The sequence below is a fragment of the Intrasporangium zincisolvens genome, assembly GCF_034724055.1.
GTDB classification, from domain to species: domain Bacteria; phylum Actinomycetota; class Actinomycetes; order Actinomycetales; family Dermatophilaceae; genus Monashia; species Monashia zincisolvens.
In genome coordinates this window covers 906,247-930,151 of the sequence record NZ_JAWIIL010000001.1, presented here as the reverse complement: position 1 = coordinate 930,151, position 23,905 = coordinate 906,247, and the positions used below count along the sequence as shown (strand labels likewise).

Here is a 23,905-nt window from a genome sequence, read left to right as displayed (position 1 = left end):
GCCCGACGCGTCAGGCGGAGGCGCGTCGGGGCCCGGAGTGGATGTGCACGTGCAGGTGCCTGGAGTCCTGGTAGTCGCCGACGTTGGTCAGCACCGCGGCCGCCCCGTGCGCGTCCGTGACGTCGCGGGCCGCCGACTGCACGGCCTGCAGCAGGGCACGCAGGTCGGCTTCGTCGGCGGCCGAGGCGGTGACGAGGGAGCCGATGTGACGCTTCGGCACCGCCACGAGGTGCACCTGCCAGAACGGACGCGTGTGGTGGAAGACGAGGACCCGGTCGTCCTCGTGGACGACGTCGAGGCGGCTCGGGTCGGCGATCGCGACGTCGCAGTAGAAGTCGGTTCCGGAGTACTCGATGGCGCTGCTCACGCCGCCGATCCTGCCGCCTTCCCGGGGTTAGTGGGACGCACCGGCGTGGGAGGCTGTCGGCCATGGAACGCGTCTCCGGCATCGGCGGGATCTTCCTGAGGGCGTCCGACCCGGAGGCCCTGACCGCCTGGTACCGCGACGGACTCGGGCTCGAGCTCGACGAGCACGGCGTCTGGTTGCAGGAGCCCGGCCCCACCGTCTTCGCGACGTTCGAGCGCGAGAGCGACTACTTCGGCTCCTCGCAGCAGCGGGTCATGCTCAACTTCCGGGTGGCCGACCTCGACGCGATGCTCGCCCAGCTGCGCTCGCAGGGAGCCGACGTCGCCGAGGAGACCGAGGAGATGGACGGCGTCGGCCGGTTCGGGTGGGTGACCGACCCCGAGGGCAACCGTGTCGAGCTCTGGCAGCCCTCCTGACCCTGCGTCCGCACCGCCCATGGCCGCCCGCGTCGCCGGCGCCCTGCATGGCCTTGTGGTTATTTAACTGACTGGCTAAATTGCTGGCATGGATGCGGTGCTGCACGCGCTGGCCGACGGTAACCGCCGCACGGTCCTCGGGATCCTGCGCGACCACCCGGCCACGGCCGGCGAGCTGGCCCAGGCCCTGCCCATCAGCCAACCGGGCGTCTCGCGTCACCTGCGGGTGCTGCGCGAGGCGGGCCTCGTCGACGTCCGCCAGGACGCACAGCGTCGGATCTACAGCCTCCGACCGCAGGCGCTCGTCGAGGTCGACGAGTGGCTCGAGGGCTATCGGGCGCTGTGGCAGAACCGCATCGACGCACTGCACACGGAGATCGCCAGGGGAAAGAGGGCACGACGTTGAGGATCATCGGGGCGCTGCAGCAGACGGGGGTCGACCAGGGCTCGGTGCGGGTCGAGGACGTCTTCGACACCGCGATCGAGGACCTGTGGGAGGCCTGCACCGACCCTGAGCGCCTCGCCCGGTGGATCGCCGACGTGTCGGGCGACCTCCGCGTCGGCGGCGCGTTCCGCGCGCGGTTCACGAGCGGGTGGGAGGGCACCGGACGCGTCGAGGTGTGCGAGCCCCCGCGGCGTCTCGTCGTGTGGACGACCGAGGAGGGAGAGTCGCAGGAGCACGCCATCGAGGCGACCCTGAGACCCGACGGCGACCGGACAAGGCTCGTCGTCGAGGAGCGTGGTCTGCCCGCCGGCGAGCTCGCCGCGTACGGGGCCGGCTGGCAGGTGCATCTCGAGGACCTCGCCGCCTCGTTGGCCGGGAACGACCGCTGCGACATGAGCGCACGCTGGCGCGAGCTCTTCCCGACCTACGAGCAGCTGGCGGCCGGCTGACGCCCACGCGCACGGACGGCGTACGGGCGGCGTTCGGGCGGCATGCGGACGACGTACGGATGACGCGCGGTCGACGCCCAGCAGGTTCACAGGATCCGCGGACACGACGGCTGACGGCGAGGAGACTGGAGAGGCCGCGACGAGGGGGTGGCGCGGCCGGCTCGGGGACCAACCAGTGAACCAGGAAGGTGGTTCCTCATGAAGCGAACACGGATCGCGATCACCCTCGGTGCGGCGCTCGCGCTGCTGACGCCGGCCGCGGCATCGGCGGCCAGCGGGCCGTTGGCCGGCACGTGGGCCTCGGTGGACACCGACGGCAGCAGCCAGACCCTCTCCATCACGGGCACGGGCAACCGCGTCTACGCGATGGTCTACGCCGACGACGTCGCCACCAGTGCGTGCGGCGGCGCACCCGCCAAGGTCACCGGGCCCGGCTTCACGACCGGCGACGGTGTCGTCCTGGTCGGCGCCCTGACCTGCATGCCGGGCGGCAACCACATCACCGGACGGATCGCCATCTCCTACGTGTACGACGGCGCGTCCGACACCCTCACCGACGACTTCGGGATCCTGTGGCACCGGACGAGCTGACGCCCGGCGGGCCCTAGGGCCGCAGACGCTTCTGCAGGACCACCTCCGACTCGACCGGGACGAAGCCGAGCTCGCGGTTGATGGCGTGCATCCAGACGTTCTGGTTGTCGCTGCTCGTGCGCACCCGTAGCCCGGCCCGACGCTCGCGAGCAGCGCGCAACGAGGCCACCTTGACGGCACGGCCGAGTCCGTGGCCGCGGTGCGACCCGAGCACGAGCGTGCCCACGACCTGCGCCGCGCGGGGCGAGTCTGCCGCCGGCAGCAGCAGACAGGTCCAGGCCGCCACGGTGCCGTCACCGTCGAGGGCCACCGCCTCGACGGCCGTGCGGCCCTGCACCGTCCACAGCGCGATCTCCTCCGCGTACTCCTCCTCCGACACCGGCGTCGGCTCCCAGGCGAGGTCGCCGTTCGGGGCCTCGGCGTCGACGAGACCCTTGACGACGCCGACCTCACGGCGCAACGACTCGGGGACGCCGTCGACGTGCGTCGAGACCGTGTAGCCCTGCAGTGCAACGGATTCGGACATATGGGCCGAGTCGAGGTCGAGCTCAACGACCGTCTCGTCGGTGGCCCGGGCGTACCCGAGCCCTGCGGCGAAGCCCTCCACGAGGCTGTCCACGGCGGCCGGCGTCGGGAGGTAGGCGCTCGCGACGAAGCGCTCCACGGCATCAGGGCTCGCGACCTCCGCAGCCCGTGCGAGCTGCGACCCGAGGCCGCGACGCTGGTGGTCCGGGTGGACGTACACGTCGACCCACGTCGTGTCGGGGGTGTCGTCGGCCGTGGCGGAACTCGCGAAGCCGAGCAGCGCGTCACCGTCGAAGGCGCCGACGAGGGACGTGCGCCAGCCGCCGGGCGTCTGCCACGCCGCGATCCGCGCCTTCGCGCCGAGCGGCACCCAGCCGCGGCGAACGGCCTGCAGTGCCGCGCACTCGACGTCGTACGCCTGCGTGAGCGCGGCGTCGTCGGTCAGGTCCAGGGGTCGAAGGTCCACCCGGCGAACCTAGCCGAGTCGACCCCGCCCGGGTCCGTCAGGCCGGGCGGCAGTGCGGCAGCTGGAGGCCGCGAGCCTGCCGGTCGAGCTCGGTGACCGAGCGACCCAGCTGGTCGAGCTGTCGAGCGAAGCTCGCCATGGCGCCGGCGTTCAGCTGCGCGTCGGCGTCGGTGAGGATGCGATCCGTCCGGCGGACGGCCGTGACGAGCCGGTGGTGCCGGTTCAGGAGGCGCGGCGGGGGGTCGACGCCGTCGAGCACGTCGGCCAGGTCCTCGAACGAGGCGGCGCTGGCGCGGAGCGCCGAGTGGATGCTCGTCCGGGACGCGTCCGCGGGCGTCATCAGCACCACGCCGATCCCGGCGCAGTACGCGTCGACCAGCCGCCGGTACGCCCCGGCGGGAGAGGTGTCGAACGGCGTCGGGATCGGCGTGGGCTGCCGCCCACGCGAGTGGGCGGGCGCCGGGGCGGACCGGACGGCCATCGGCCCGGTGTCGGGAGCGACGACGACACCGACGCCGAGGACGAGGAAGGCCACACCGGCGACGGCAAGCACCCCGTGCAGGGCACCAGGACGCGGGCGCGCCCCGGGGACCGGCGCCGAGGTCCCGCGGGCGGACACGGATCGGACCACGGCGGCCAGGATGCCGGCGGCGCCTAGGAGGATCGCGAGGAGGGCGAGGACGTCTCTCATCGTCGCGCCTCGCCACTCGGGGCACGGACTCTCACTGGTTCTGCCACAGGACCCACCCCCTGCCGGCGACCCGTCAGCGGATCGTGTCGCGCCCGCCGCCCGGCCCCTCGGGCCGGCCCCCTCCCACACCGGCGTGACGCACCGGGCGCTACGGGCACTCTTCGACGGTAGGAGGATTCGCGCGGCGCGACATCCGTGGAACCACGGGGTTGCCCGACGCCGCCCACCGTTGCGGACCCCCGGGGGCAGGTGATCTCCACCCGAACGTCCGGGATGCCCGGGACGCGCCGTCGACCCGGCCGCCGACTTGCGCAACTCCGGGTACCCCCGAGCGCCGCGGGTGCCATGATCCGAGCGTGGAAGTAGGCCGAGACTTCCAGGGTCGAACCGAGCAGCTGGCGGCTCTCGACCTCGCCCTCCGGTCGGCCGATCAGGGTCGCTCGCAGGTCGTGCTCGTCACCGGCGAGGCGGGTGTCGGCAAGTCACGCCTCGTCGAGCACTGGCTCGGCCGGGCCCGCCCGCGGTCGCTCCTGCGGGTCAGGGTCGACCCGGACGACCGGCGTGTCGACCTCGCCACCGTCGAGCAGCTGCTCGACGACTCGTCGCCCAGCCCCTCAACCCATTCGTCGACCCGTTCCTCGGCCCGTTCGTCGACCCGTTCCTCGACGCCTTCCTCGACGCCTTCCTCGACGCCTTCCTCGACGCCTTCCTCGACGCCTTCCTCGAGCGAGGACGGTGGCCGACGGGGACTGTTCGACGTCGGGCTCGCCCTCCTCGCGGCCTTCGAGAACACGCAGGGCGTGAGCCGGGCGGGCGTCGTCTTCCTCGACGACCTGCACTGGGCCGACGCGGCCTCGCTCACCGCCATCGGCTTCGCGGCCCGCCGCCTCCGGCACGACCGGGTCCTCGTCGTGTGCACGGCGCGCGACCACGAGCTACCGGCCTCGGCGGCCGGCGTGACCCGGCTGGCCACCGACCCGACCGGCGCCCACCTCGAGGTGGACGGGCTGACGGTCGAGCAGACCGGCGACCTCGCCCTGGCGGTCACGGGCCGAAGGCTGGACCCCGTGAGCCTCCGCGCCCTGCACGAGGCGACCCGGGGCAACCCGCTGTGGATCCGGTCGGTGGCCGAGCAGGTGTCGGCGCACGGCATCTCGCCCGGGACCGGTCTGCCGACCTCACCGACGCTCGCCGCGGCGCTCGACGAGCAGGTGCAGCGCTGCCCGGTCCCCGCTCGCCGACTCCTCGAGGGCCTCGCGGTGCTCGCCGGTGAGCAGCCGGTCGCCAGGGTCGCCGCGCTCACCGGCGTCGAGGACGTCTGGGGCGCGCTCGACGGTGCGGTGTCCTCGGGGCTCGTCGCGTGCACCGGGGCGCCGCCGCTCGTGACCGTGGCCTACACCCACCCCGTCATGGCTCCCGCCATCGAGGAGTCGCTCCCCTTCGGACGCCGGCACGAGCTGCACCGCGCGGCGGCGGCCACCGCGACCTCACCCGGCGAGGAGCTGCGCCACCTCGTCGCCTGCGCGGCCGGGCCCGACCCCGACCTGGCCGGGCGCGTCCGCGACCACGGCCGCACGCTCGCCGCCGGCGGTGCCCTGCTCGAGGCGTCGGGCTGGATCCACCACGCCGCTGCCCTGACGCAGGAGCCGTCCGAGCGCGACGCGCTGCTGCTCGAGGCGTCCCACACCGCGCTGGCCGGCGGCTTCCAGGGACCCGCCCTCGCCCTGCTCGAGGAGGGGGCGCGCCCGTCCAGCGGCTACCGCGCCCTCCTGACGGCCTCGCTCGCCTGGCTGCGCGGCGACCTCGAGCAGGCCCGGGAGGGGGCTCGTGTCGCCGTCGAGAGCGAGGACGCGCGGGCCCGGGCCGGGGCCGCCCTGCTCATGGCGCAGCTCGAGCTCGTCGGCGAGAACGCCGTCGAGGCCGCGCGATGGGCGGCGCTCGCCACCCGGCGCGGCGGGCTCCTCGATCGGGAGGCGGCCCGGGCCGCGTGGGGCGCGGGCCTGCTGCTGCAGGGTGATGCGGAGGCCACGCTCCGGCTGTTCGGCCCCCCGACCGGCCCACCCGAGCCGCACCGGATCACCCAGGAGGCGATCCGCGGCCTGGCCCTGACCCACCTGGACCGCCCGGCCGAGGCGCGCACCGCCCTGGCGGCCGCCGCCGCCGCGGCCCGCCGACACAACCTCTACTACCTCTCGACCGTCACCCTGGCCAACTTCGGCATGCTCGAGAACCGGTGCGGCAACTGGGCCGACGCCACGCTGCACCTGGACCGGGCCCTCGCCAACGCCGAGATGCTCGAGGAGAACTGGGCCCTGGCGGTGATCCACGCGCTGGCCTCGTTCGCGCCGGCGATGCGGGGAGAGATCGACGCGGCCCGGGACCGGCTGGAGCGCGCTGTGGCGGCGGGGCCCCACGGCGGGAGGTCGGGAGAAGTCTACGCCCACGTCGCCGCGGTCCAGGTGCACCACGCCGCCGGCGACGACGCGTCGGTCCTCGACGCGGGCGCCTGGCTCGCACGACGACCGCCGACGTCCGGGACCTGGTTGCCCGGGGCGTTCCAGTGGGTCGCCCGCTACGTCGAGGCGTTGACGCGAGCGGGTGACCTCGGGCGCGCCGGTGACCTGTGCGACACGCTGGAGGCGATCGCGATGCGGACGGGCCGCCGCTCGAGCCTGGCGGAGGCGCGGCACGCCCGCGGGGTCGTCGCCGCGGCCGCCGGACGTGGCGACGAGGCCGCGGCCGACCTCGCCCTCGCCGCCGAGGTCTACGCGGAGTGCGGCATGCGACTCGACGCCGCGATCGCGTCGCTCCGGGCGGGCACCCTGCACCGGGCGCGAGTTGACTCGGCACAGGCGGCCCCGAGGCTCACGCGGGCGGTGGCCGCCCTCGAGCAGCTCGGCGCGGACGCCTACCTGCCCGAGGCGAGGGCCGAGCTCGACGCGTGCACCCCGGCCCACGTCGAACGTCGGGCTCGTCCCGGCGCGGGTTCCGGCCGGCCCCACGGACCTCGCGAGTCCCTGACGTCGCAGGAGTCGGTCGTCGCGCGGCTCGTCGCCGCCGGGCTGAGCAACCGCGAGGTGGCGGCCGAGATGCTCCTGTCCGTGCGCACCGTCGAGTTCCACCTCGCGAGCATCTACCGCAAGCTGGGACTCCGCTCCCGCACCCAGCTCGTCGCCCACCAGCTCAGGGCGAGGCAGCCCGAGGGCTGAGGTCGGGAGGCGAGGCGGAGGACCGCGCTCAGAGACCCACGGGACGCGGGTCGGCCGCGGTCGCCGACCTGGTGCTGGTGTGCGTCGTGCCGAGGGTCGCCGCGACGAGGGCCGCGATGCCGGCGGCGATCGCTCCCCCGAGGAACACCGTCTGCACCTGCACGACCCCCGCCGCGAGGAGGGCCTGGGTGTCGAGCGGGTCGGGCAGGCGGCGCACCGCCTCGTAGTACCGCGCCAGGCCGATCGAGGTGAGCAGGGCGAGCCCGACGACCATGCCGACCATCCGGGCCACGACGACGAGCGAGCTCGCGACGCCGTGGGCGTCGGACGGCGCGTCGGCGAGAGCGGCGTCGTTGACGGGCGCCAGCGCCAGACCGACACCGAGGCCGACGACGACGAGCACGAGCGTCGTCGGCACCGGGTCGACGACCGACGCGAGCGTCCACCGCGACATGAGCGCGAGACCTGCGGCCGCGAGCGCCAGCCCGACGGCCGCGACGGCGCCGTCGCCGAGCCGGCGCAGCGACCACCCGCCGAGGAGCGCCCCGACCGGCACGGCGAGGAGGAAGCGGACGAGCACGAGGGCGGCGCCGGTCTCGTCGTACTCGTCGGTGAGGCGTGCGAGGAGCGGCACGTCGACGACGACCGCGACGAGTGCCGCCCCGACGAGCAGGCTGACGAGGTAGGCCCGCAGCCCGCGCGAGCCGACGACGCCGCGGGGCACGAGCGGGTTGCGCGCGACGCGGTGCCACACCGCGAGCAGCGCGAGGGCCAGGGCGCCGACCGGCAGGAGGCGGTAGCCGAGCGGACCGACGACCTCCTTCTCGGGGTCGGACGAGGCGAAGGTCAGCACAAGGCTGCCGAGGGCGACGGCGACGAGCACGGCCCCGACGAGGTCGGCGCGGCGCAGCACTGGCCACCACCGCGGCGCCGTGAGGACCCCCGTCACGAGGAGGAGCCCGAGCCCGGTGACCCCGATCGGCGTCAGCACCTTCGACGTGCCGGCGAACGACACGAACGGCAGCCCGAGCTGCACGTCGGTGACGAGTGACTCGGGGGCCGCGAGCGCCAGCCCGAGCGTCGCGAGGCCGAGCGCCGCGGCGATCGCGGCCACGACGGTGACGACGCGTCCGCCGGCCCCCCGACGCGTGTGGCTGGCGGGCGGCGCAGACGTCGGGCTGCCCCGCCCCAGCAGGCGGAGCACGACCCACAGCACCAGCCCAGCGGCGACGTTGGCCCAGAAGATCGCCCGCCACCCCTGCCACGTCAGGATCACGGCGCCGAGCACCGGCCCGAGCACCGAGCCGAGCTCCTGCACCGCGCCGACGACGCCGAGCGGGGTGCCGCGCCGGTCTGCGGGCCAGAGGTCGGCGACGAGGGCGAGGGTGGCCGGCACGAGGCCGCCACCACCGATGCCCTGCAGGACGCGGCCGGTGACGAGCACCGGCATCTCGGTGGCGAGGGCCGTGACGGCCGAGCCGACGACGAAGACGACGAGGCAGGCCAGCAGGATGCGGCGCCGGTCGAGCAGGTCGGACAGGCGCCCGATGAGGGGCAGCACCGCGACGTAGCCGAGCAGGAACCCCGAGATGATCGGGGTGGCCCGCTGCAGCGCGTCGATGCCGATGCCGACGCCCGCCATCATGTCGGTCAGCGCGAGGACGACGACGTAGGTGTCGGCGGCCGCGAGCGCGACCGCGGTCGACGCGACGGCCAGCAGCGCGAGCCGGTGGCGGGGCGGCGAGGCTGGCACGGGCACCTCTCCGGGAGCGATGGGAGCGGTCAGGGCTTGGTGATGGTGACGGGCTGGCCGTACTTGTCGAGCGCGAGCGTGTACGTCGAGCTCGTGCCCGCGCCGAAGAACGGCCCGGTGAGCGTGACGGCGCGCAGCTCCTGGGCGTCGGTGAGCCCGTAGGACACCTGGTAGCTGCCGGTGCGGTCGCCGATCTGGAAGAGGTCGACCACGGCCGCGCCGGGCAGCGTGCCGCTGACGGTCGTCAGCACGTCGGCGCCCTGGCGCACCTGCTTGCCGACGGTCGGGTTCTGGGTCTTGGTCAGCAGCGTCGTCAGGCCCTGGTCGGTGGAGAAGAGCGTGGCCGGGTCCGGCAGGCCGAACGCCTTGGGGTCGATCTTGTTCGTGCCCGGCACGAGCGGCAGCTTGGCGTACACCTCGCCGTCGACCGAGGTGATCTCGGCGTCGGCCTGGATCCCCTTGAGCGCCACCTTGAAGGTGCCCTTGAACGCCGGCGGGTGGGCGCCCCAGCCGTCGGCCGACACGATGCCGCTCGCCCCGTCGGGCAGTCCCGAGCTGGTGAGCGCCAGGTGCACCGACTTCGCGGCGTCGACCTTGGTCTTCGCCGCGGCGAGCCGCTGGGCCGGGGACAGCGACGTCTCGGCGGGGCCGGGGCTGTCGCCGCTCGAGCACGACGCGGCGGTGACGACGCAGAGGGCCGACAGCACAGCGGCGGCGATCCTTCGGGTGGCGAGCATGCGCGTCAGGCTAACGGGTCGAGATCACGGGACTCGGCACATCTCGGCGCATCTCGGCGCAACTCGGCGCCACGACGCGGAAGCGGGTATGGCTAGGGTCGATGGACCCCGACGGCGGGACCTGCCCGTCGTCCAGACGAAGGAGCACACCATGGCCCTCCTGGGAGTCGTCCTCCTGCTGCTCGGGATCGGCGCCGGCGCCACCGCGTTCGTCGCCGCCCGGTCGACCGCCGCGACCCTCACCGTCACCGCCTTCGGCTTCTCGCGCAACGCCTCGGCCCTCGAGCTCGTCGCGTACGGCGCGATCGCCCTCCTGCTCTTCGCCCTCGGGTGGGCGCTGCTGGCCAGGTCGGCCCGCCGTCGCTCGCGCGCGAAGCGCGAGGAGCGTGACGCCGCGCGTCTCGCCGAGGTGCAGGACCAGGCCGAGTCGGACCGCCGGGAGCACGAGCGTCGCTTCGAGGAGGCCGGCCTGCGCGACGACGACCTCCGCCGCCGTGAGGACCAGCTGGCCGCCCGGCACGAGGGCCTCGACACGCGCGAGTCCGAGCTCGAGCGTCGCGAGGCCGAGTGGCGCGAGCGCGAGGGTCCCTCGCGCGCCGACGTCGTGACCGGTCGCGCCGAGGGCAACGTCGCCGACGGCACGGCCCGTTGGGCCGACGAGTCCGGTTCCGGCGCCTCGGCCGGCTCGGTGCCGCGCCCGCCGGAGACCCGCACCGGCCGACGCGTCCCGACCCGGGGCGAAGGCACGGGTGAGTACCCGGACGAGACCGGCGAGCCCACCGGCGAGTCCACCGGCGAGCACACCCGCGAGCACACCGGCGAGAAGGTCGCGGACCCGTACGACGCTCCCGGCGAGCCGACGACCGAGATGCCGGCGACCGAGCGAGGCACCCGCGCGTGAGGGAGCACGCCGCCTACGTCTTCGACCTCGACGGCGTCGTCCGCGACTTCACCGCGGGCGACGCCGACCCGATGATCGAGGCGGCGCTCGGGCTGCCCGGCGGCGCGGTGGCGGCAACGGCGTTCCGGCCCGACCTGATCATCCCCACGATCACCGGGCAGCGGTCCTTCGACGAGTGGTACGGCTCGATCTGCGTGGCCCTCGAGGAGGTCGTGCCCGAGCCGGACCGCGTCCGCGAGCACATGCAGGCCTGGCGCGCCCACCGCGGGTCGCCGGTGCCCGAGTCGGTCGAGCGGCTCGAGACCCTCCGCGCCGGCGGGCACCGCACCTACCTGTTCACCAACGGCACCGACCTCGTGCCACGCGAGCTGGAGATGCTGGGCCTCGCCCACCTCTTCGACGGCGTCGTCAACAGCGCCGAGCTCGGGGTGGCCAAGCCCGACCCCGACGCGTTCGCCGCCGCCCACGCCGTGCTGGAGCGCGACCTCGGCCGGCAGCTGCCGCCCGGCGACGTGTGGTTCACCGACGACCGGAGCGACAACGTCGACGCGGCCCGCGAGTTCGGTTGGGAGGCCGAGCTGTTCACGCTCCAGCACTAGCCGCGGCCGGCGCGGTGGGCGTGGCCCCCGCCGGAAGGCTGATGACGGCGCGCACCCCCGGCCCGGCGTCCTCGAGCCGCACGTCGCCACCCCACCGCCGCACGAGGGCCCGGGTGATGGCCAGGCCGAGGCCCGTGCCACCGCTGTCGCGGTCACGGGCCTCGTCGAGCCGGGTGAAGCGGTCGAAGACGCGCTCACGGTCGGCGTCGGGGATGCCGTGGCCGTCGTCGGTGACGGCGACCTCGACCCGGTGGCCGACGACCGACGCGTCGAGGGTCACCGTGGTCCGGGCGTGGCGTACCGCGTTGTCGACGAGGTTGGTCAGCGCCCGCGTCAGGTCGCCCATGGCGACCCGGGCCTCGACGGGACGGCCGCCGAGCCCCGCCCGGGCCCGCACGGGCACGCGCGCGGACCCGTAGCGCGCCGCGACGTCACGCACCAGGGCGGTGACGTCGACCGTCGACACCGGCCGCGCGGAGGCGGTCGACGGGGTCGCGCCGTCGTCGGCGCGGGCGAGCAGGAGCAGGTCGTCGACGAGCACGGCGAGCCGCTCGACGTCGGGCAGCACGTCGGCCGGAAGGTCTCCGCCCTCCCCCAACCGCTGCGCCACCTCGAGCTGCGTGCGCATGCTCGCGAGGGGGCTGCGCAGCTCGTGGGCGGCGTCGGCGACGAACGCCCGCTGCCTGCGCCGGGCCGTCGCGATGCGGTCGAGCATCGCGTTGAGCGTCGTCGCGAGCGCGCTGACCTCGTCGTCGCTCGGCGGCACGGGCAGCCGCTCCCCCTCCGACGACGCGTCGTCGATGCGTTCGGCCCCGCGACGCAGCGCCTCGACCGGCGCAAGCGCAGCGCCGATGACGCGCCAGGCGATGACGGCGAGCGCCGCGAGCAGGAGCGGGAAGATCGCGAGGAGCAGCAGCCGCACGGTCCGCGCGCTCTGCTCGATGTCGGCCGTCGGGGCCGCGGCGACGACGGTGTAGGCGTGTCCCTGGGCGGTCGCCGGTCCCGCTGCCACGGCGGCGACCTGCAGCTGACCGGCGAGTCCCGAGCGGCTGCCCGGCACGACGACCGACTCGCCGGCCAGGGCTCGCCGCCGCTCGTCATCGGTGACGAGCGCAGTGAGCCGGTCGGCGGTCACCGAGCCGCTGACGACCCGACCCTGCGCGTCGAGCACCTGCAGCACCTGCGCGCCCGACACCGGCACGGGGTCGGGCACGCGTCCGGCGTCGACGAGCAGGGCGACCTGCTCGGCGCTCGCCCGCGCCGCCGACTCGACCGACCGCGACAGCGACCCGGCGAGCACGACGTAGAGCACGACCCCACCGATGACGAGCGCACCGGCCACGCCGACGAGCCCGACGAGCATGAGGCGCCCGCGCAGCCCGAGCCGGGCGAACCGTCCCTTCAACCGGTGCGGCCCGGGGTCGGGGCGGGCCTCGCTCACCGGGCCATCCGGTACCCGGCGCCGCGCACGGTCTCGATGCGTTCCCGGCCGAGCTTGCGCCGCAGGTAGCCGACGTAGACCTCGACGACGTTGGGGTCCTCGATCCCGCCCCAGACGCGGTCGAGCAGCTCCTCCTTGGGCACGACGGCGGCGTCGGCCCGCATGAGGTGCTCGAGCAGGAGGAACTCCCTCGGTGCCAGGGCCACCTCGGCGCCCTCGACCTCGACGCGTCGGGTGGCGGGGTCGAGGGTCACCCCGGCGCGGCGCAGCAGCACCGGTCGTGGGGCGGGGTCACGCCGCAGCAGCGCGCGCAGCCGGGCGACGAGGACGACGAAGGAGAACGGCTTGGTCAGGTAGTCGTCGGCGCCGTAGTCGAGGCCGTCCGCCTCGTCGTACTCGCCGTCCTTGGCGGTGAGGAGCAGGACGGGCACCCAGTTCTCCTCCTCGCGCAGGGTTCGCACCACGGTGTAGCCCGACATCCCGGGCAGCATGATGTCGAGGACGACGACGTCGTAGCCGCCGAACCGGGCCGCCTCGAGCCCCGCGACGCCGTCGGCGACGTGGTCGACGACGAACCCCTCCGCGCCGAGGCCGCGCACGAGCGCCGACGCCATCCGCGCCTCGTCCTCGACCAGCAGCACCCGCACACGGCCACCCTGCCACGCCCGACGCGTCGGGCACGGCCGAGCGGGCGACCCCACGCCGGAAGGGTTCTCAGCCGGTTCTCAGCCCGGGCGTCGCACGATGGCTCCATGAGCATCTTCACCGAACACCCTGCCGCGCGCTGGGGTCTGCCCGCGGCGGCCGTCGGCGTCATCGGCGTCGCGGCCCTGACGATCAACCAGACGGCCTCCGCCGACGCCGGACTGCCGCCCCGCACGGCGATGCAGCTGCTCGCCGACGTGCGGTCCTCCGACGTGTCGAGCCTGTCCGGCACGGTCGTGCAGACCTCCGACCTCGGCATCCCGTCGCTGCCCGGCCTCACAGGAGGCGGCCCGGCCGGTGGGGGCGCGGCCGGTGCCGGCGGGGCGGCGGGCAGCTCGCTCGCCTCGCTCGTCTCGGGCACGCACACGTGGCGCATCTGGGTCGACGGCCCGACGCGTCAGCGCCTGGCCCTCGTCGGCACGAGCGGCGAGTCCGACGTCATCCGCAACGGGTCCGACCTCTGGCTCTGGTCGAGCGCCGACAAGACGGCCGTCCACCACACCCTCGGCTCGAGTGACGCCAAGCGCGCCCTGCCACACCCCAGCGCGAGCCTGCCGGCCGGCGTCCCGAGGACCCCGGACGAGGCGGCCACCACGGCCCTCGCCGTCATGGGCAAGGACACGACGGTGACGACCTCCGGCACGGCGTCGGTGGCGGGACGCTCGGCCTACGAGCTCGTCCTGACCCCCAAGGACAAGGCCACCCGCATCGCGTCGGTGCGCATCGCCATCGACGCGGAGAAGCACGTGCCGCTGCGCGTGCAGGTCTACTCCACGAAGCTGTCCAACCCCGCGTTCGAGGTGGGCTTCACGGCCGTCGACTTCTCGAAGCCCGAGGCCCGGCAGTTCACCTTCACCCCGCCCGCCGGCACCACGGTGACCCAGTCCGACGCGCTCGCCACCAAGGGCGCGTCCGGCACCAACCCGGCGCCGTCCAAGGAGCAGATGGCCGCTGCGGCGAAGGCCGCCGGTGCGACGCGGGTCGTCGGCTCCGGGTGGAGCACCGTCGTCGTCGCGACGATGCCCACCGGCTCGGGTTCGGGCACGAGTTCGGGCCCCGGTGCCGCGTCGAGCACCGCGAAGCAGCTCGAGACGGTCCTCAAGGCGCTGCCGGCGGTGTCTGGGACGTGGGGCTCGGGCCACGTCCTCGAGGGCACGCTGTTCTCGGCCGTCGTCACCGACGACGGACGCGTGGCGGTCGGTGCCGTCGGGCCCGACGCCCTGTTCGCTGCCCTGGCGGCGAAGTGACCGACGCCCTGACGACGGCCCTCCCGGCTCGCGACCGCGACCTCGCGATCGCGAGCCGGGGGCTGACCAAGCGGTTCAAGGGCCGGGCGGCCGTCGACGGCATCGACGTCCAGGTGCCGCGCGGCTCGGTGTACGGCTTCCTCGGGCCCAACGGCTCCGGCAAGACAACGACGATCCGGATGCTGCTCGGGCTCATCCGTCCGACGTCCGGCACGAGCAGCCTGCTGGGACAGCCGGTTCCGGGGTCTGCCCAGCTCGTGCTGCCTCGAGTCGGCGCGCTCGTCGAGGGGCCGGCGTTCCACCCGTACCTGTCCGGCCGGGCCAACCTGCGTCGGCTCGACGCCGCGGACCTGACCGCCGACCCGCGGACCACGCGCTCCCGCGTCGATGCCGCGCTCGACCGGGTGGGGCTGCTCGCCGCGGCCGACAAGCGCTACCGCGCCTACTCGCTCGGCATGCGCCAGCGCCTCGCCATCGCCGCGGCCCTGCTCGTCCCGCGCGAGCTGCTCGTGCTCGACGAGCCGACCAACGGCCTCGACCCGCAGGGCACCCGGGAGGTGCGCCACCTCGTGTCCTCCCTCGCGTCCGACGGCACGACCGTCTTCGTCTCGAGCCACCTGCTCTCGGAGGTGGAGCAGATGTGCACGCACCTCGGCGTCATGAGCGAGGGTCGCCTCGTCGCCCAGGGCTCGTCCTCCCAGGTGCGCGGCGGCGCGGCCCCGGTGGCCCGCGTCGTCACCGAGCAGCCCGAGGAGGCCGCGCGGATCATGACCGAGCTCGGCGTGCGGTCGGTCGAGCCGGCGGCCGGTGGCGTGCGAGGCACCCCCGACGGCGTCGCGCCCGAGAAGATCGTCGCCGCGCTCGTGCAGGGCGGCGTCGGTGTCAAGGAGTTCACCGTGACGAGCCCGAGCCTCGAGGACCTCTTCGTCGCACTCACCGGGGAGGGTTTCGATGTCAGTGGCTGAGTCCGTCACCCCGCCGTCGCCGTCGGCAGCGCCTTCACCGACGCGTCGTGCGGCGTCGCTGTCGACGCTCCTGTCGACCCGGCTGCTGTGGTCCGAGCTGGGGCTCATCGGCGGCCGGCGCCGCAACCAGATGGGCCTGCTCGTCCTCGCCGCCGTGCCGGTGCTCATGGCCGTGGCCGTGCGGATCTCCACGCCGCGGGCCGGCCGGGGCCCGGACTTCCTGTCCTCGATCACCTCGAACGGGCTCTTCGTGCCGCTCGCGGCTCTCGGCGTCGAGATGGGCCTGTTCCTGCCGCTCGCCATCGCGATGCTCGCCGGCGACTCGGTGGCCGGCGAGGCCAACCTCGGCACACTGCGCTACCTGCTCACCGTGCCGGTCGGGCGCACGCGGCTGCTCGCCGTCAAGTACGCCTCGCTCGTCATCGGTGCGCTCTGGGGCGTCGCCGTCGTCACGGTGGCCGGGGCACTCGTCGGGATCGCCCTCTTCGGCACCGGGCCGATGACGACCCTGTCGGGCACCCAGATCGGCTTCGGCGAGGCGCTCTGGCGCGTCGTCCTCGTGGGGCTCTACGTCGCGGCGGGGCTCGCGGCCCTCGGCGCGGTCGGCCTGTTCATCTCGACCCTGACCGAGCAGCCGCTCGCCGCGACCGTCGCGCTCATGATCTTCACGATCCTGTCGTGGATCGCCGACTCGGTGCCGCAGATCTCGTGGCTGCACCCGTGGCTGCTCGTCGACCAGTGGGGCGCGTTCGGCGACCTGCTGCGCGACCCGCCCTTCTGGGACAACGTCGCCCGCGGTCTCTGGGTCGACCTCGCCTACGCCGTCGTCTTCTGGCTCCTCGCCTGGTCCCGGTTCTCCGGCAAGGACGTCACGAGCTGACGCAACCGCGTCCCACCCACCCCACCGCTCCCCCTTCCCCATCGAGTGAGCACGCCGTCCCATCAGCCCCACCCACCCCTCCACTCCCCATCGAGTGAGCACTGCGCCTCACGCGTCACACCAGACGTGTGACGCGTGAGGTTGCCTGCTCACTCAACAGGGGAGAGGGATGGGCGCCTCGGGTGGTGCTCGGCGTCAGTAGACGCGTCCGGTGAACGTGTCGACGATGCAGTCCTCGCAGCCCCGGCCTTCGCCGACGACCGTGCCGGCACCGCCGACGAGGTCGGGCTTCGTCGACGACACGACCGACCACGTGCCCGAGGTCCGGGGCGCGCCGTGGAAGTTCGTGACGGCGTCGTAGTGGATGACGACGTCACCGTTGGCGCAGTGCACGGCCTTCTCGCCGCTGAACTGCACCTTCGAGGGCGACACCTGGTTGGCGACGTTGGACAGGTTCGAGACCGTCGTGCAGTCCGACCACGGTCCGTCCGCGGCGACGATCGGGCTCGGGTCGGTCACGAACGAGGTGACCACCGTGAACGACGTCTTCGGCGGGAGGGCGGCACCCGTGGCGGGCGACGCGGCGACGAGGCCGGAGGCGGTGAGCAGCAGCGCCACCCCTGTCCCGGTTGCGAACTTCGTGTGCATCTGTGCACCTCTTGCTTTCCGAGGGTTTCGGCGATTCGCCCTCGTAGCAAGAGTTTCCGCGCCATGGCCCGTGCGTATCGGGGTTTTCCCCGGACTCGCGGGACAGAACGTACGGGCCCGCCGACGCGGCGGCGTCGGCGGGCCCGGATCGGGTAGAGCGGTGACGGGTCAGGACAGGACGAGCTGGTCCCCGGAGGCGTCGAGGTCGACGGTCACGGTCTGGCCGTCGTGCACCTCGCCGGCGAGGATGCGCCGGGCCAGCCGGTCGCCGATCTCCCGCTGGACGAGCCGACGCAGCGGCCGGGCGCCATAGGCCGGGTCGTAGCCTCGCTCGGACAGCCAGCGCCGCGCGGCGTCGGTGACCTCGAGCGCGATGCGCCGGTCGCCGAGGCGTGCCGCGAAGGCCCGCACCTGCAGGTCGACGATGTGGGCGAGGTCGTCCTGGCTCAGCGCGTCGAAGACGACGACCTCGTCGAGCCGGTTGAGGAACTCGGGCTTGAACGCCGTGCGCACGACCGCCATGACCTCGTCGCGCTTCTGCTCCGGGGAGAGCATCGGGTCGACGAGGTACTGCGAGCCGAGGTTGCTCGTCAGCACGAGGATGACGTTGCGGAAGTCGACGGTGCGGCCCTGGCCGTCGGTGAGGCGGCCGTCGTCGAGCACCTGGAGCAGGATGTCGAAGGTCTCGGGGTGGGCCTTCTCGACCTCGTCGAGCAGGACGACGGAGTACGGCCGGCGCCGCACGGCCTCGGTCAGCTGGCCGCCCTCCTCGTAGCCGACGTAGCCGGGCGGCGCGCCGATGAGGCGGGCCACCGCGTGCCGCTCGGAGTACTCCGACATGTCGATGCGCACCATGGCGCGCTCGTCGTCGAAGAGGAAGTCGGCGAGGCTCTTGGCCAGCTCGGTCTTGCCGACGCCGGTGGGGCCGAGGAAGAGGAAGCTGCCGGTGGGCCGGTCGGGGTCGGACACGCCGGCGCGGGTGCGGCGGACGGCGTCGGACACGGCGCGCACGGCCTCGGCCTGGCCGATGAGGCGTGCCCCGAGGTGCTGCTCCATGTGCAGGAGCTTCTCCGACTCACCCTCGAGCAGGCGCCCGGCGGGGATACCCGTCCAGGCCGAGATGACGTCGGCGATGTCGTCGGCGCCGACCTCCTCCTTGACCATCGGCGCCTCGTCCGACGCCGTGGCCGTGGCCTCGCGCTCCTGCGCCTCGGCGAGCTGCTTCTCGAGCGTCGGGATGTCGCCGTAGAGGATCTTCGACGCCGCGCCGAGGTCGCCCTCGCGCTGGAGCCGGTCGGCCTGGGTGCGCAGGTCCTCGACGCGGGCCTTGAGGTCGCCGACGGCGTTGAGGCCGGACTTCTCGGCCTCCCACCGGGCGTTGAGCGCGGCGAGCTCCTCGGTGCGGTCGGCGAGGTCCTGGCGCAGCCGCGCGAGGCGGTCGCGGGACGCGGCGTCGGTCTCCTGCTCGAGGGCGAACTCCTCCATCTTGAGGCGGTCGACGGCACGGCGCAGCTCGTCGATCTCGACGGGGCTGCTGTCGATCTCCATGCGCAGCCGCGAGGCAGCCTCGTCGATGAGGTCGATCGCCTTGTCGGGCAGCTGGCGGCCGCTGATGTAGCGGTCGGACAGCGATGCGGCCGCGACGAGCGCGGAGTCGGCGATCGTCACCTTGTGGTGGGCCTCGTAGCGCTCCTTGAGGCCGCGGAGGATCGCGATGGTGTCCTCGACCGACGGCTCGCCGACGAAGACCTGCTGGAAGCGTCGCTCGAGCGCGGCGTCCTTCTCGATGTGCTGGCGGTACTCGTCGAGCGTCGTCGCGCCGACGAGGCGCAGCTCGCCGCGGGCCAGCATCGGCTTGAGCATGTTGCCGGCGTCCATGGCGCCCTCACCGCCGGCGCCCGCCCCGACGACGGTGTGGATCTCGTCGATGAACGTGACGATCTGGCCGTCGCTGCCCTGGATCTCCTCGAGGACGGCCTTGAGCCGCTCCTCGAACTCGCCGCGGTACTTCGCGCCGGCGAGCATGGCGCCGAGGTCGAGGCTGTAGAGCGTCTTGTCGCGCAGGCTCTCGGGCACGTCGCCCTCGACGATGCGCTGGGCCAGGCCCTCGACGACGGCGGTCTTGCCGACGCCCGGCTCGCCGATGAGGACGGGGTTGTTCTTCGTACGGCGGCTCAGCACCTGCACGACGCGGCGGATCTCGGCGTCGCGGCCGATGACCGGGTCGAGCTTTCCCTCGCGGGCCCGGGCCGTGAGGTCGGTTCCGTACTTCGCGAGGGCCTCGAAGGTGCCCTCGGGGTTGTCGGAGGTGACCGGGCGGCCGCCGCGCAGCTCGGGGATCGCCTTCTCGATCGCGTCCGCGTCGAGTCCGAACTGCCCGGTGCGCGCGATGGCGAGCAGGAGGTGGTCGGTGGAGACGAAGGTGTCGCCCATGGCGGTCATGTACTGCTGGGCCTGGCTCAGCAGCCGCCCCATGGCCGGGGCGAGCGGCGGCTGCTGGGTACCGCCGGTGACCTGCGGCATGGCGGCCATGGCCTTCTCGGCGGCGGTGGTGGCGGCGGCCACGGACGAGCCCCCGGCCGTGAGCAGCGCGGGGGTCGTGGTGCCGGACTGGGCTGCCAACGCGAGCAGCAGGTGTGCCGGCTCGATGTTCGGGTGGTGCTTGCCGGTCGCGGTGGTCGCGGCCTGGGCGAAGGCCTCCTGAGCCTTGTTGGTCAGCTGTAGGTCCATGCGTTCTCCTGTGACGTGCGGGGATGAAGCGGTCGGTTCACTGGGGACAACTGCGACACAGTTGAGTGTATTCCGCTCAAGTTCGTGCGCGCGTGGACCAGCCGGACGACACTCGGGTCTCCGCCTGCCGCCTCCGACCCTACGCTCGGGGCATGGACCGCGGGACCCTTGCCGACGAGCTGCGCCGAGCGCGCTTCCGAACCACCCAGATGCGACCCGGCTACGACGAGCGCGAGGTCGACGACTTCCTCGAGCGCGTCGTGGCGCGACTGCGCTCCGACGAGCCCGCCGGGGCCGTGGCGGCGTCGGTCGACGGTGCCCGCTTCACGACGACGTCGTTCCGCCGCGGCTACGACATGGTCGACGTCGACGACGCCCTCCTGCACGTCGTCGAGTCGCTGGGCGCCGCGAGCGGCGTCGCCGGGAGCGTGCCGGCTGCGGCCTCCTCGGACGCGTGGGACGGCTCCGACGCGTCGCACACGTCGGAGTCGGGCGACCTCCCGTCGGCGTTGATCGAGCCCAAGCCCGGGCTCCTCGGGCGCCTCGCCCGCGCCGTGCGCGGCGACTGAGGCGCGTCTCAGGCGTCGGGTCAGGCGCCGTCTCCGAGGTCGGGTCAGACGGGGCCGAGGTCAGGCGTCCGGGTCGGGGTCGTACCAGCCGTCGTGGGCCTGCGCGAGCTGCGTGAGCCGCTCGACCCAGACCGGGTCGTCGGGCGTGCGCACGTGGACCGCCCACTCGTGGTCCTCGGAGTCGTCCTCGCCGGCCAGCGCCTCGCGCACGACGCGCACCTGCGTCAGGCCCTCGGCCGCGAGCTGCTCGGCGACCTCCTCGGCGGCGTCGCGCTCGGGCAGCACGACGAGGTGCTCGAGCCCGTCGTGCTCGTCGTGCTCGTCGGACACATCGGACGCGTAGGGATCCACGTGCTCCACGGCGCGAGTGTACGGACGAGCCGGCGCGCGGCGTCACGCGTCAGGCGTCAGGCGTCGACGGGGTCGAGGCCCGTCTCGACGACGCGCTGGGCCAGCTCGCGCAGCTTGATGTTGCGGTTGAGCGAGGACTGGCGCAGCATCTCGAAGCCCTGGACCGAGGTGATCCGGTGCCGCTCGATGAGCACGCCGACGGCGTGGCCGATGAGGCGGTGGCTCTCGATGGCCTGGCGCAGCTGGGCCTCCTTGGTGTCGCGGTCCTGCCGCGCCGCGACCCGGTCGACGGCCTGGGCGAGCAGCTGGGCGATGAGGTCGCCGGCGATCCGCTCGTCGGCCGACACCGCGCGCGGCGCCCGGAAGCGCACCCAGACCCGCACCGGCGAGTCGGGCCCGGCCGGCTCGAAGAGGATGCCCGGCGCCGCCTCGTCGCGCGCGTCCTGCCCGCCCGGCAGTGCCCCGGTCGTGAGCACCGCCTTGGTCAGCGGGTGCAGCTCGGCGGCGGGCGTCGGCCCCTGTGGCTTGAAGTAGAGCCGCTCGGTGTCGGAGCGACCCGGAAGCTGGAGCGTCGCGATGCCGTCGAAGAGGACGCTGAAGCCCGTGACGACCGCGGACACGACCGTCTCGAGGTCCTCGGCCGAGCGCAGCTCGGAGACGAGGGCGGCGGCGCGGGCCCGGCGCTGCTCGGCCTCGTGCTGCAGGGTCGTGTCGCGCACGACGCTGACGACGAGGGCCGGGTGCGTGCCGCTCGCCGGGATGACCGACGACGTGATCGACACCTGGGCACGGCTGCCGTCGCTGCGGGCGATCGACAGCGACTCCTCGACGGTCCCGCTCGAGGCGAGGATGCGCTCGACGCGACCGGCGGCCGCCGTCGCGCCCTCGACGCTCCACGGGTGGGGCAGCTCGATGGGGCCGTTCTCGAGGCTCCAGCCGTAGGTGCGGGTGAAGGCCTCGTTGAGCGAGACGACCCGCCCACCGGGCTCGAACACGGCCAGCGGCTCGTGCAGCGAGGCGACGACGGCGCGGCGCCACGCGGCGTCGCGGGCGCGCTCTCGGGACCGGGCGAGGTTGGCGGACAGGCGAGCCCGCAGGTGACGCATCTCGAACGGCTTGGCGACGTAGTCGTCCGCGCCGCGGACGAGGCCGGTGACGCTGGCCTCGTCGCCGGCCCGCGCGGTCAGCATGACCACGGGGAGGTCGGCGAGCACGTCGTCGTCGCGCAGCGCCTGCAGCAGGCCGAGGCCGTCGAGCCGCGGCATCATGACGTCGGCGAGGACGAGGTCGGGCCGGCGTGACCGCGCCGCCTTCAGGGCCTCGACGCCGTCGCGGGCGGTGACCACCTCGTACCGGTCGGCGAGGGCCTCCGCGAGGTAGGCGCGCATGTCGCCGTTGTCCTCGGCGAGCAGCAGCAGGGGACGCTCGTCGGGCTGCGCCTCGGCGCCGTCCACCGGCGCGACGCCGGGCTCGGCCGGCAGGGCGGCCAGGATGGCGTCGTCGAGGGGCGCGTCGGCCCCGGCGTCCCAACCGTGGGCTTCGACGAGGAAGGACTCGACGGCGCGCGGCGTGATCGACGGGCTCGCCGGCTCGACACCCACGGCGGGCCGGCCCCACGGGAGGCGGACGCCGAACGTGCTGCCCATGCCCTCGACCGAGTCGACCCAGGCGTGGCCGCCCTGCAGCTCGGCGAGCTGGCGCACGAGGAAGAGGCCGATGCCGGCGCCCTCCCGGGAGCGCGCGCCGTCGGTGCGCGGCAGCTGGCGGAACCGCTCGAACACCGACGCGAGGTCGGCCGCCGGGATGCCGATCCCGGAGTCGGTGACGAGTACCTCGAAGCCGTCCTCCATCGCGTGGAGGGTCACCTCGACCCCGCCGGCGGGCGTGTACTTCAGGGCGTTGGACAGCAGGTTGAGCACGATCCGCTCGACCATGTCGCGGTCGACCCAGGCGGGACGGCCGAGGTCGGGCACGTCGGTGGCGAAGGTGAGCCCGACGCGGTGCACCGCGGGGCGGAAGCTGGCGGCGAGGCCGCGCACGAGCTCGGCGACGTCGGTCTCGACGACGTGCGGCTCGACACGTCCGGCGTCGATGCGGGTGAGGTCGAGCAGCTGGTCGACGAGGACCCTCAGCCGCTCGGCGTTGCGGCCGACGAGCTCGAGGTGGCGCCGCACGGCCGGGTCGAGGTCCGGTACGTCGAGGGCGTCCTCGACGGGACCGGCGATGAGCGTCAGCGGGGTGCGCAGCTCGTGGCTGATGTTGGTGAAGAAGGCGCTCTTGGCGGCGTCGAGCTCGGCGAGGGCCTCGACCCGTTGCCGCTCGTCGTCGAGGCGGCGCACCCCGGCGAGGGCGGCGGCCACGTGCGACGCGCACAGCTCGACGTAGGCCTGCAGCTGCTCGTCCCACGGGCGTCGCAGGTTGGCGGTGACGACGAGCGACGCGCTGGCCTCGTCGCGCCCGGGCTCGACGACCGGCACGACGTGCACGTGGTGGCTCGGGCCGCTCGCCGCGTCGGCCTCACCGCGGGCGCCCACGACGAGGTCGACCGACGCGTGGTCGTTGACGTTCTCGCGCATGATCCCGAGCGCCAGCCGCTCGACGTCCTCGAGCGTGGCGGCGCCGCCGAGGGCGGCGCCGAGCCGCGACACGATCGAGGCGCGGCGCTCGGCCAGCACCTTGCTCGTCGTCTCGGTCGAGATGTCGAGGATCCCGGCGACCTCACCCTCGGCGCCGGTGACGACGCTGTAGGACCACGTGAAGTAGGCCTCCTCGAGGAAGCCGTTGCGATCGACGACGAGCAGCTGGTCCTCGTCCCACGACGGCTGGCGCGTCGTCGTCACCTCGGTGAATCGCGGCTCGATGACGTCCCACACCTCGGGCCACACGTCGCGCACCGGCAGGCCCAGGGCCGCCGGGTGCTTCTCCTCGCCGAGCAGGACCCGGTAGGCGTCGTTGTAGAGCATGAGCAGCTCCGGACCCCAGCACACGAGGATGGGGAACCGCTGCCAGAGCGCCGCGTTGACCACGCTGACGAGCTCGGCCGGCCACGTGTCCACGGGGCCGAGCCCGGTCGCCGCCCAGTCAACGGTGGCGAACAGACGCCCGAGATCAGTCTCGGGCAGCACGAGCCTCGGCATCTGCTCCCACGTCTCGCCGGCTCCGGCAGGGTCGGGAACACCGTACGACGTCGTCGGGTCGAGCGGGTGGGACAAGAGAAGAT

The 23,905-nt window shown here is 74.0% G+C and carries 22 protein-coding genes; 11 read left to right on the top strand and 11 right to left on the bottom strand.

What is annotated here, in order from left to right; translation table 11 throughout:
- Nucleotides 1–10 precede the first annotated feature (10 nt).
- Nucleotides 11–367, bottom strand: a complete 357-nt coding sequence (locus tag RY076_RS04205; protein WP_323096339.1) for an HIT domain-containing protein — start codon at nucleotides 365–367, stop codon at nucleotides 11–13.
- 62 nt (nucleotides 368–429) lie between these two features.
- On the opposite strand from RY076_RS04205, the gene RY076_RS04200 reads away from it, so the two are divergent.
- From RY076_RS04200 to RY076_RS04185, 4 genes are all read left to right on the top strand, one after another.
- Entirely contained in the window at nucleotides 430–783 is a 354-nt protein-coding gene (locus tag RY076_RS04200) for a VOC family protein (protein WP_323096338.1), read from the top strand.
- 88 nt (nucleotides 784–871) lie between these two features.
- Nucleotides 872–1,189, top strand: a complete 318-nt coding sequence (locus RY076_RS04195; RefSeq protein WP_323096337.1) for an ArsR/SmtB family transcription factor — start codon at nucleotides 872–874, stop codon at nucleotides 1,187–1,189.
- Nucleotides 1,186–1,677, top strand: a complete 492-nt coding sequence (locus tag RY076_RS04190; RefSeq protein WP_323096336.1) for an SRPBCC family protein — start codon at nucleotides 1,186–1,188, stop codon at nucleotides 1,675–1,677. The genes RY076_RS04195 and RY076_RS04190 overlap by 4 nt, the downstream gene beginning before the upstream one ends.
- A gap of 198 nt (nucleotides 1,678–1,875) precedes the next feature.
- On the top strand, nucleotides 1,876–2,268 hold the full coding sequence (locus RY076_RS04185; protein ID WP_323096335.1) for a hypothetical protein: 393 nt from the start codon (nucleotides 1,876–1,878) through the stop codon (nucleotides 2,266–2,268).
- 13 nt (nucleotides 2,269–2,281) lie between these two features.
- Here the strand turns inward: RY076_RS04185 and RY076_RS04180 are convergent, their stop codons facing one another.
- Together RY076_RS04180 and RY076_RS04175 are read right to left on the bottom strand one after the other, a co-directional pair.
- Nucleotides 2,282–3,259: a GNAT family N-acetyltransferase gene (locus RY076_RS04180; RefSeq protein WP_323096334.1), complete on the bottom strand. Its 978-nt coding sequence runs from the start codon at nucleotides 3,257–3,259 to the stop codon at nucleotides 2,282–2,284.
- Nucleotides 3,260–3,296: 37 nt separating this feature from the next.
- On the bottom strand, nucleotides 3,297–3,950 hold the full coding sequence (locus RY076_RS04175) for a hypothetical protein (RefSeq protein ID WP_323096333.1): 654 nt from the start codon (nucleotides 3,948–3,950) through the stop codon (nucleotides 3,297–3,299).
- A 356-nt stretch (nucleotides 3,951–4,306) separates the two neighbouring features.
- On the opposite strand from RY076_RS04175, the gene RY076_RS04170 reads away from it, so the two are divergent.
- Nucleotides 4,307–7,159, top strand: coding sequence for an AAA family ATPase (locus tag RY076_RS04170; protein ID WP_323096332.1), 2,853 nt, complete (start codon nucleotides 4,307–4,309; stop codon nucleotides 7,157–7,159).
- A gap of 28 nt (nucleotides 7,160–7,187) precedes the next feature.
- Here RY076_RS04170 and RY076_RS04165 read toward each other — a convergent pair whose 3' ends face one another.
- Both RY076_RS04165 and RY076_RS04160 read right to left on the bottom strand, forming a co-directional pair.
- Entirely contained in the window at nucleotides 7,188–8,912 is a 1,725-nt protein-coding gene (locus tag RY076_RS04165; protein ID WP_323096331.1) for an MFS transporter, read from the bottom strand.
- Nucleotides 8,913–8,941: 29 nt separating this feature from the next.
- A complete protein-coding gene (locus RY076_RS04160) occupies nucleotides 8,942–9,649 on the bottom strand; it encodes an LppX_LprAFG lipoprotein (protein ID WP_323096330.1) in 708 nt (235 codons plus the stop codon).
- 151 nt (nucleotides 9,650–9,800) lie between these two features.
- On the opposite strand from RY076_RS04160, the gene RY076_RS04155 reads away from it, so the two are divergent.
- Nucleotides 9,801–10,550: a hypothetical protein gene (locus RY076_RS04155; RefSeq protein WP_323096329.1), complete on the top strand. Its 750-nt coding sequence runs from the start codon at nucleotides 9,801–9,803 to the stop codon at nucleotides 10,548–10,550.
- Entirely contained in the window at nucleotides 10,547–11,149 is a 603-nt protein-coding gene (locus RY076_RS04150; RefSeq protein ID WP_323096328.1) for an HAD family hydrolase, read from the top strand. Before RY076_RS04155 ends, RY076_RS04150 begins: the two co-directional genes overlap by 4 nt.
- Here the strand turns inward: RY076_RS04150 and RY076_RS04145 are convergent.
- Nucleotides 11,133–12,590, bottom strand: a complete 1,458-nt coding sequence (locus tag RY076_RS04145) for a sensor histidine kinase (protein WP_323096327.1) — start codon at nucleotides 12,588–12,590, stop codon at nucleotides 11,133–11,135. The two genes, RY076_RS04150 and RY076_RS04145, sit on opposite strands and share 17 nt — an antisense overlap.
- Nucleotides 12,587–13,237, bottom strand: coding sequence for a response regulator transcription factor (locus RY076_RS04140; RefSeq protein WP_323096326.1), 651 nt, complete (start codon nucleotides 13,235–13,237; stop codon nucleotides 12,587–12,589). Before RY076_RS04140 ends, RY076_RS04145 begins: the two co-directional genes overlap by 4 nt.
- Nucleotides 13,238–13,342: 105 nt before the next feature.
- Between RY076_RS04140 and RY076_RS04135 the strand changes: the two genes are divergently transcribed.
- From RY076_RS04135 to RY076_RS04125, 3 genes are read left to right on the top strand one after another with little or no spacing between them, the layout of a single operon-like run.
- The gene (locus RY076_RS04135) at nucleotides 13,343–14,542 is read left to right on the top strand and encodes a LolA family protein (RefSeq protein WP_323096325.1); all 1,200 of its coding nucleotides are present in this window, start codon (nucleotides 13,343–13,345) and stop codon (nucleotides 14,540–14,542) included.
- Complete coding sequence (locus RY076_RS04130) at nucleotides 14,539–15,507, top strand: ABC transporter ATP-binding protein (RefSeq protein WP_323096324.1); 969 nt, start codon at nucleotides 14,539–14,541, stop codon at nucleotides 15,505–15,507. The genes RY076_RS04135 and RY076_RS04130 overlap by 4 nt, the downstream gene beginning before the upstream one ends.
- Nucleotides 15,500–16,387, top strand: coding sequence for an ABC transporter permease (locus RY076_RS04125; protein WP_323096323.1), 888 nt, complete (start codon nucleotides 15,500–15,502; stop codon nucleotides 16,385–16,387). The genes RY076_RS04130 and RY076_RS04125 overlap by 8 nt, the downstream gene beginning before the upstream one ends.
- 195 nt (nucleotides 16,388–16,582) lie before the next feature.
- On the opposite strand, the gene RY076_RS04120 is transcribed toward RY076_RS04125, so the two are convergent.
- The gene (locus tag RY076_RS04120) at nucleotides 16,583–17,035 is read right to left on the bottom strand and encodes a hypothetical protein (RefSeq protein WP_323096322.1); all 453 of its coding nucleotides are present in this window, start codon (nucleotides 17,033–17,035) and stop codon (nucleotides 16,583–16,585) included.
- Nucleotides 17,036–17,203: 168 nt separating this feature from the next.
- Nucleotides 17,204–19,765, bottom strand: a complete 2,562-nt coding sequence (gene clpB, locus RY076_RS04115; RefSeq protein ID WP_323096321.1) for an ATP-dependent chaperone ClpB — start codon at nucleotides 19,763–19,765, stop codon at nucleotides 17,204–17,206.
- Between the two features lie 152 nt (nucleotides 19,766–19,917).
- On the opposite strand from clpB, the gene RY076_RS04110 reads away from it, so the two are divergent.
- Nucleotides 19,918–20,334, top strand: a complete 417-nt coding sequence (locus tag RY076_RS04110; protein ID WP_323096320.1) for a DivIVA domain-containing protein — start codon at nucleotides 19,918–19,920, stop codon at nucleotides 20,332–20,334.
- A gap of 60 nt (nucleotides 20,335–20,394) precedes the next feature.
- Here RY076_RS04110 and RY076_RS04105 read toward each other — a convergent pair whose 3' ends face one another.
- Entirely contained in the window at nucleotides 20,395–20,694 is a 300-nt protein-coding gene (locus RY076_RS04105) for a ribonuclease E inhibitor RraB (RefSeq protein ID WP_323096319.1), read from the bottom strand.
- A gap of 47 nt (nucleotides 20,695–20,741) precedes the next feature.
- Complete coding sequence (locus RY076_RS04100; RefSeq protein ID WP_323096318.1) at nucleotides 20,742–23,897, bottom strand: ATP-binding protein; 3,156 nt, start codon at nucleotides 23,895–23,897, stop codon at nucleotides 20,742–20,744.
- Nucleotides 23,898–23,905 lie beyond the last annotated feature (8 nt).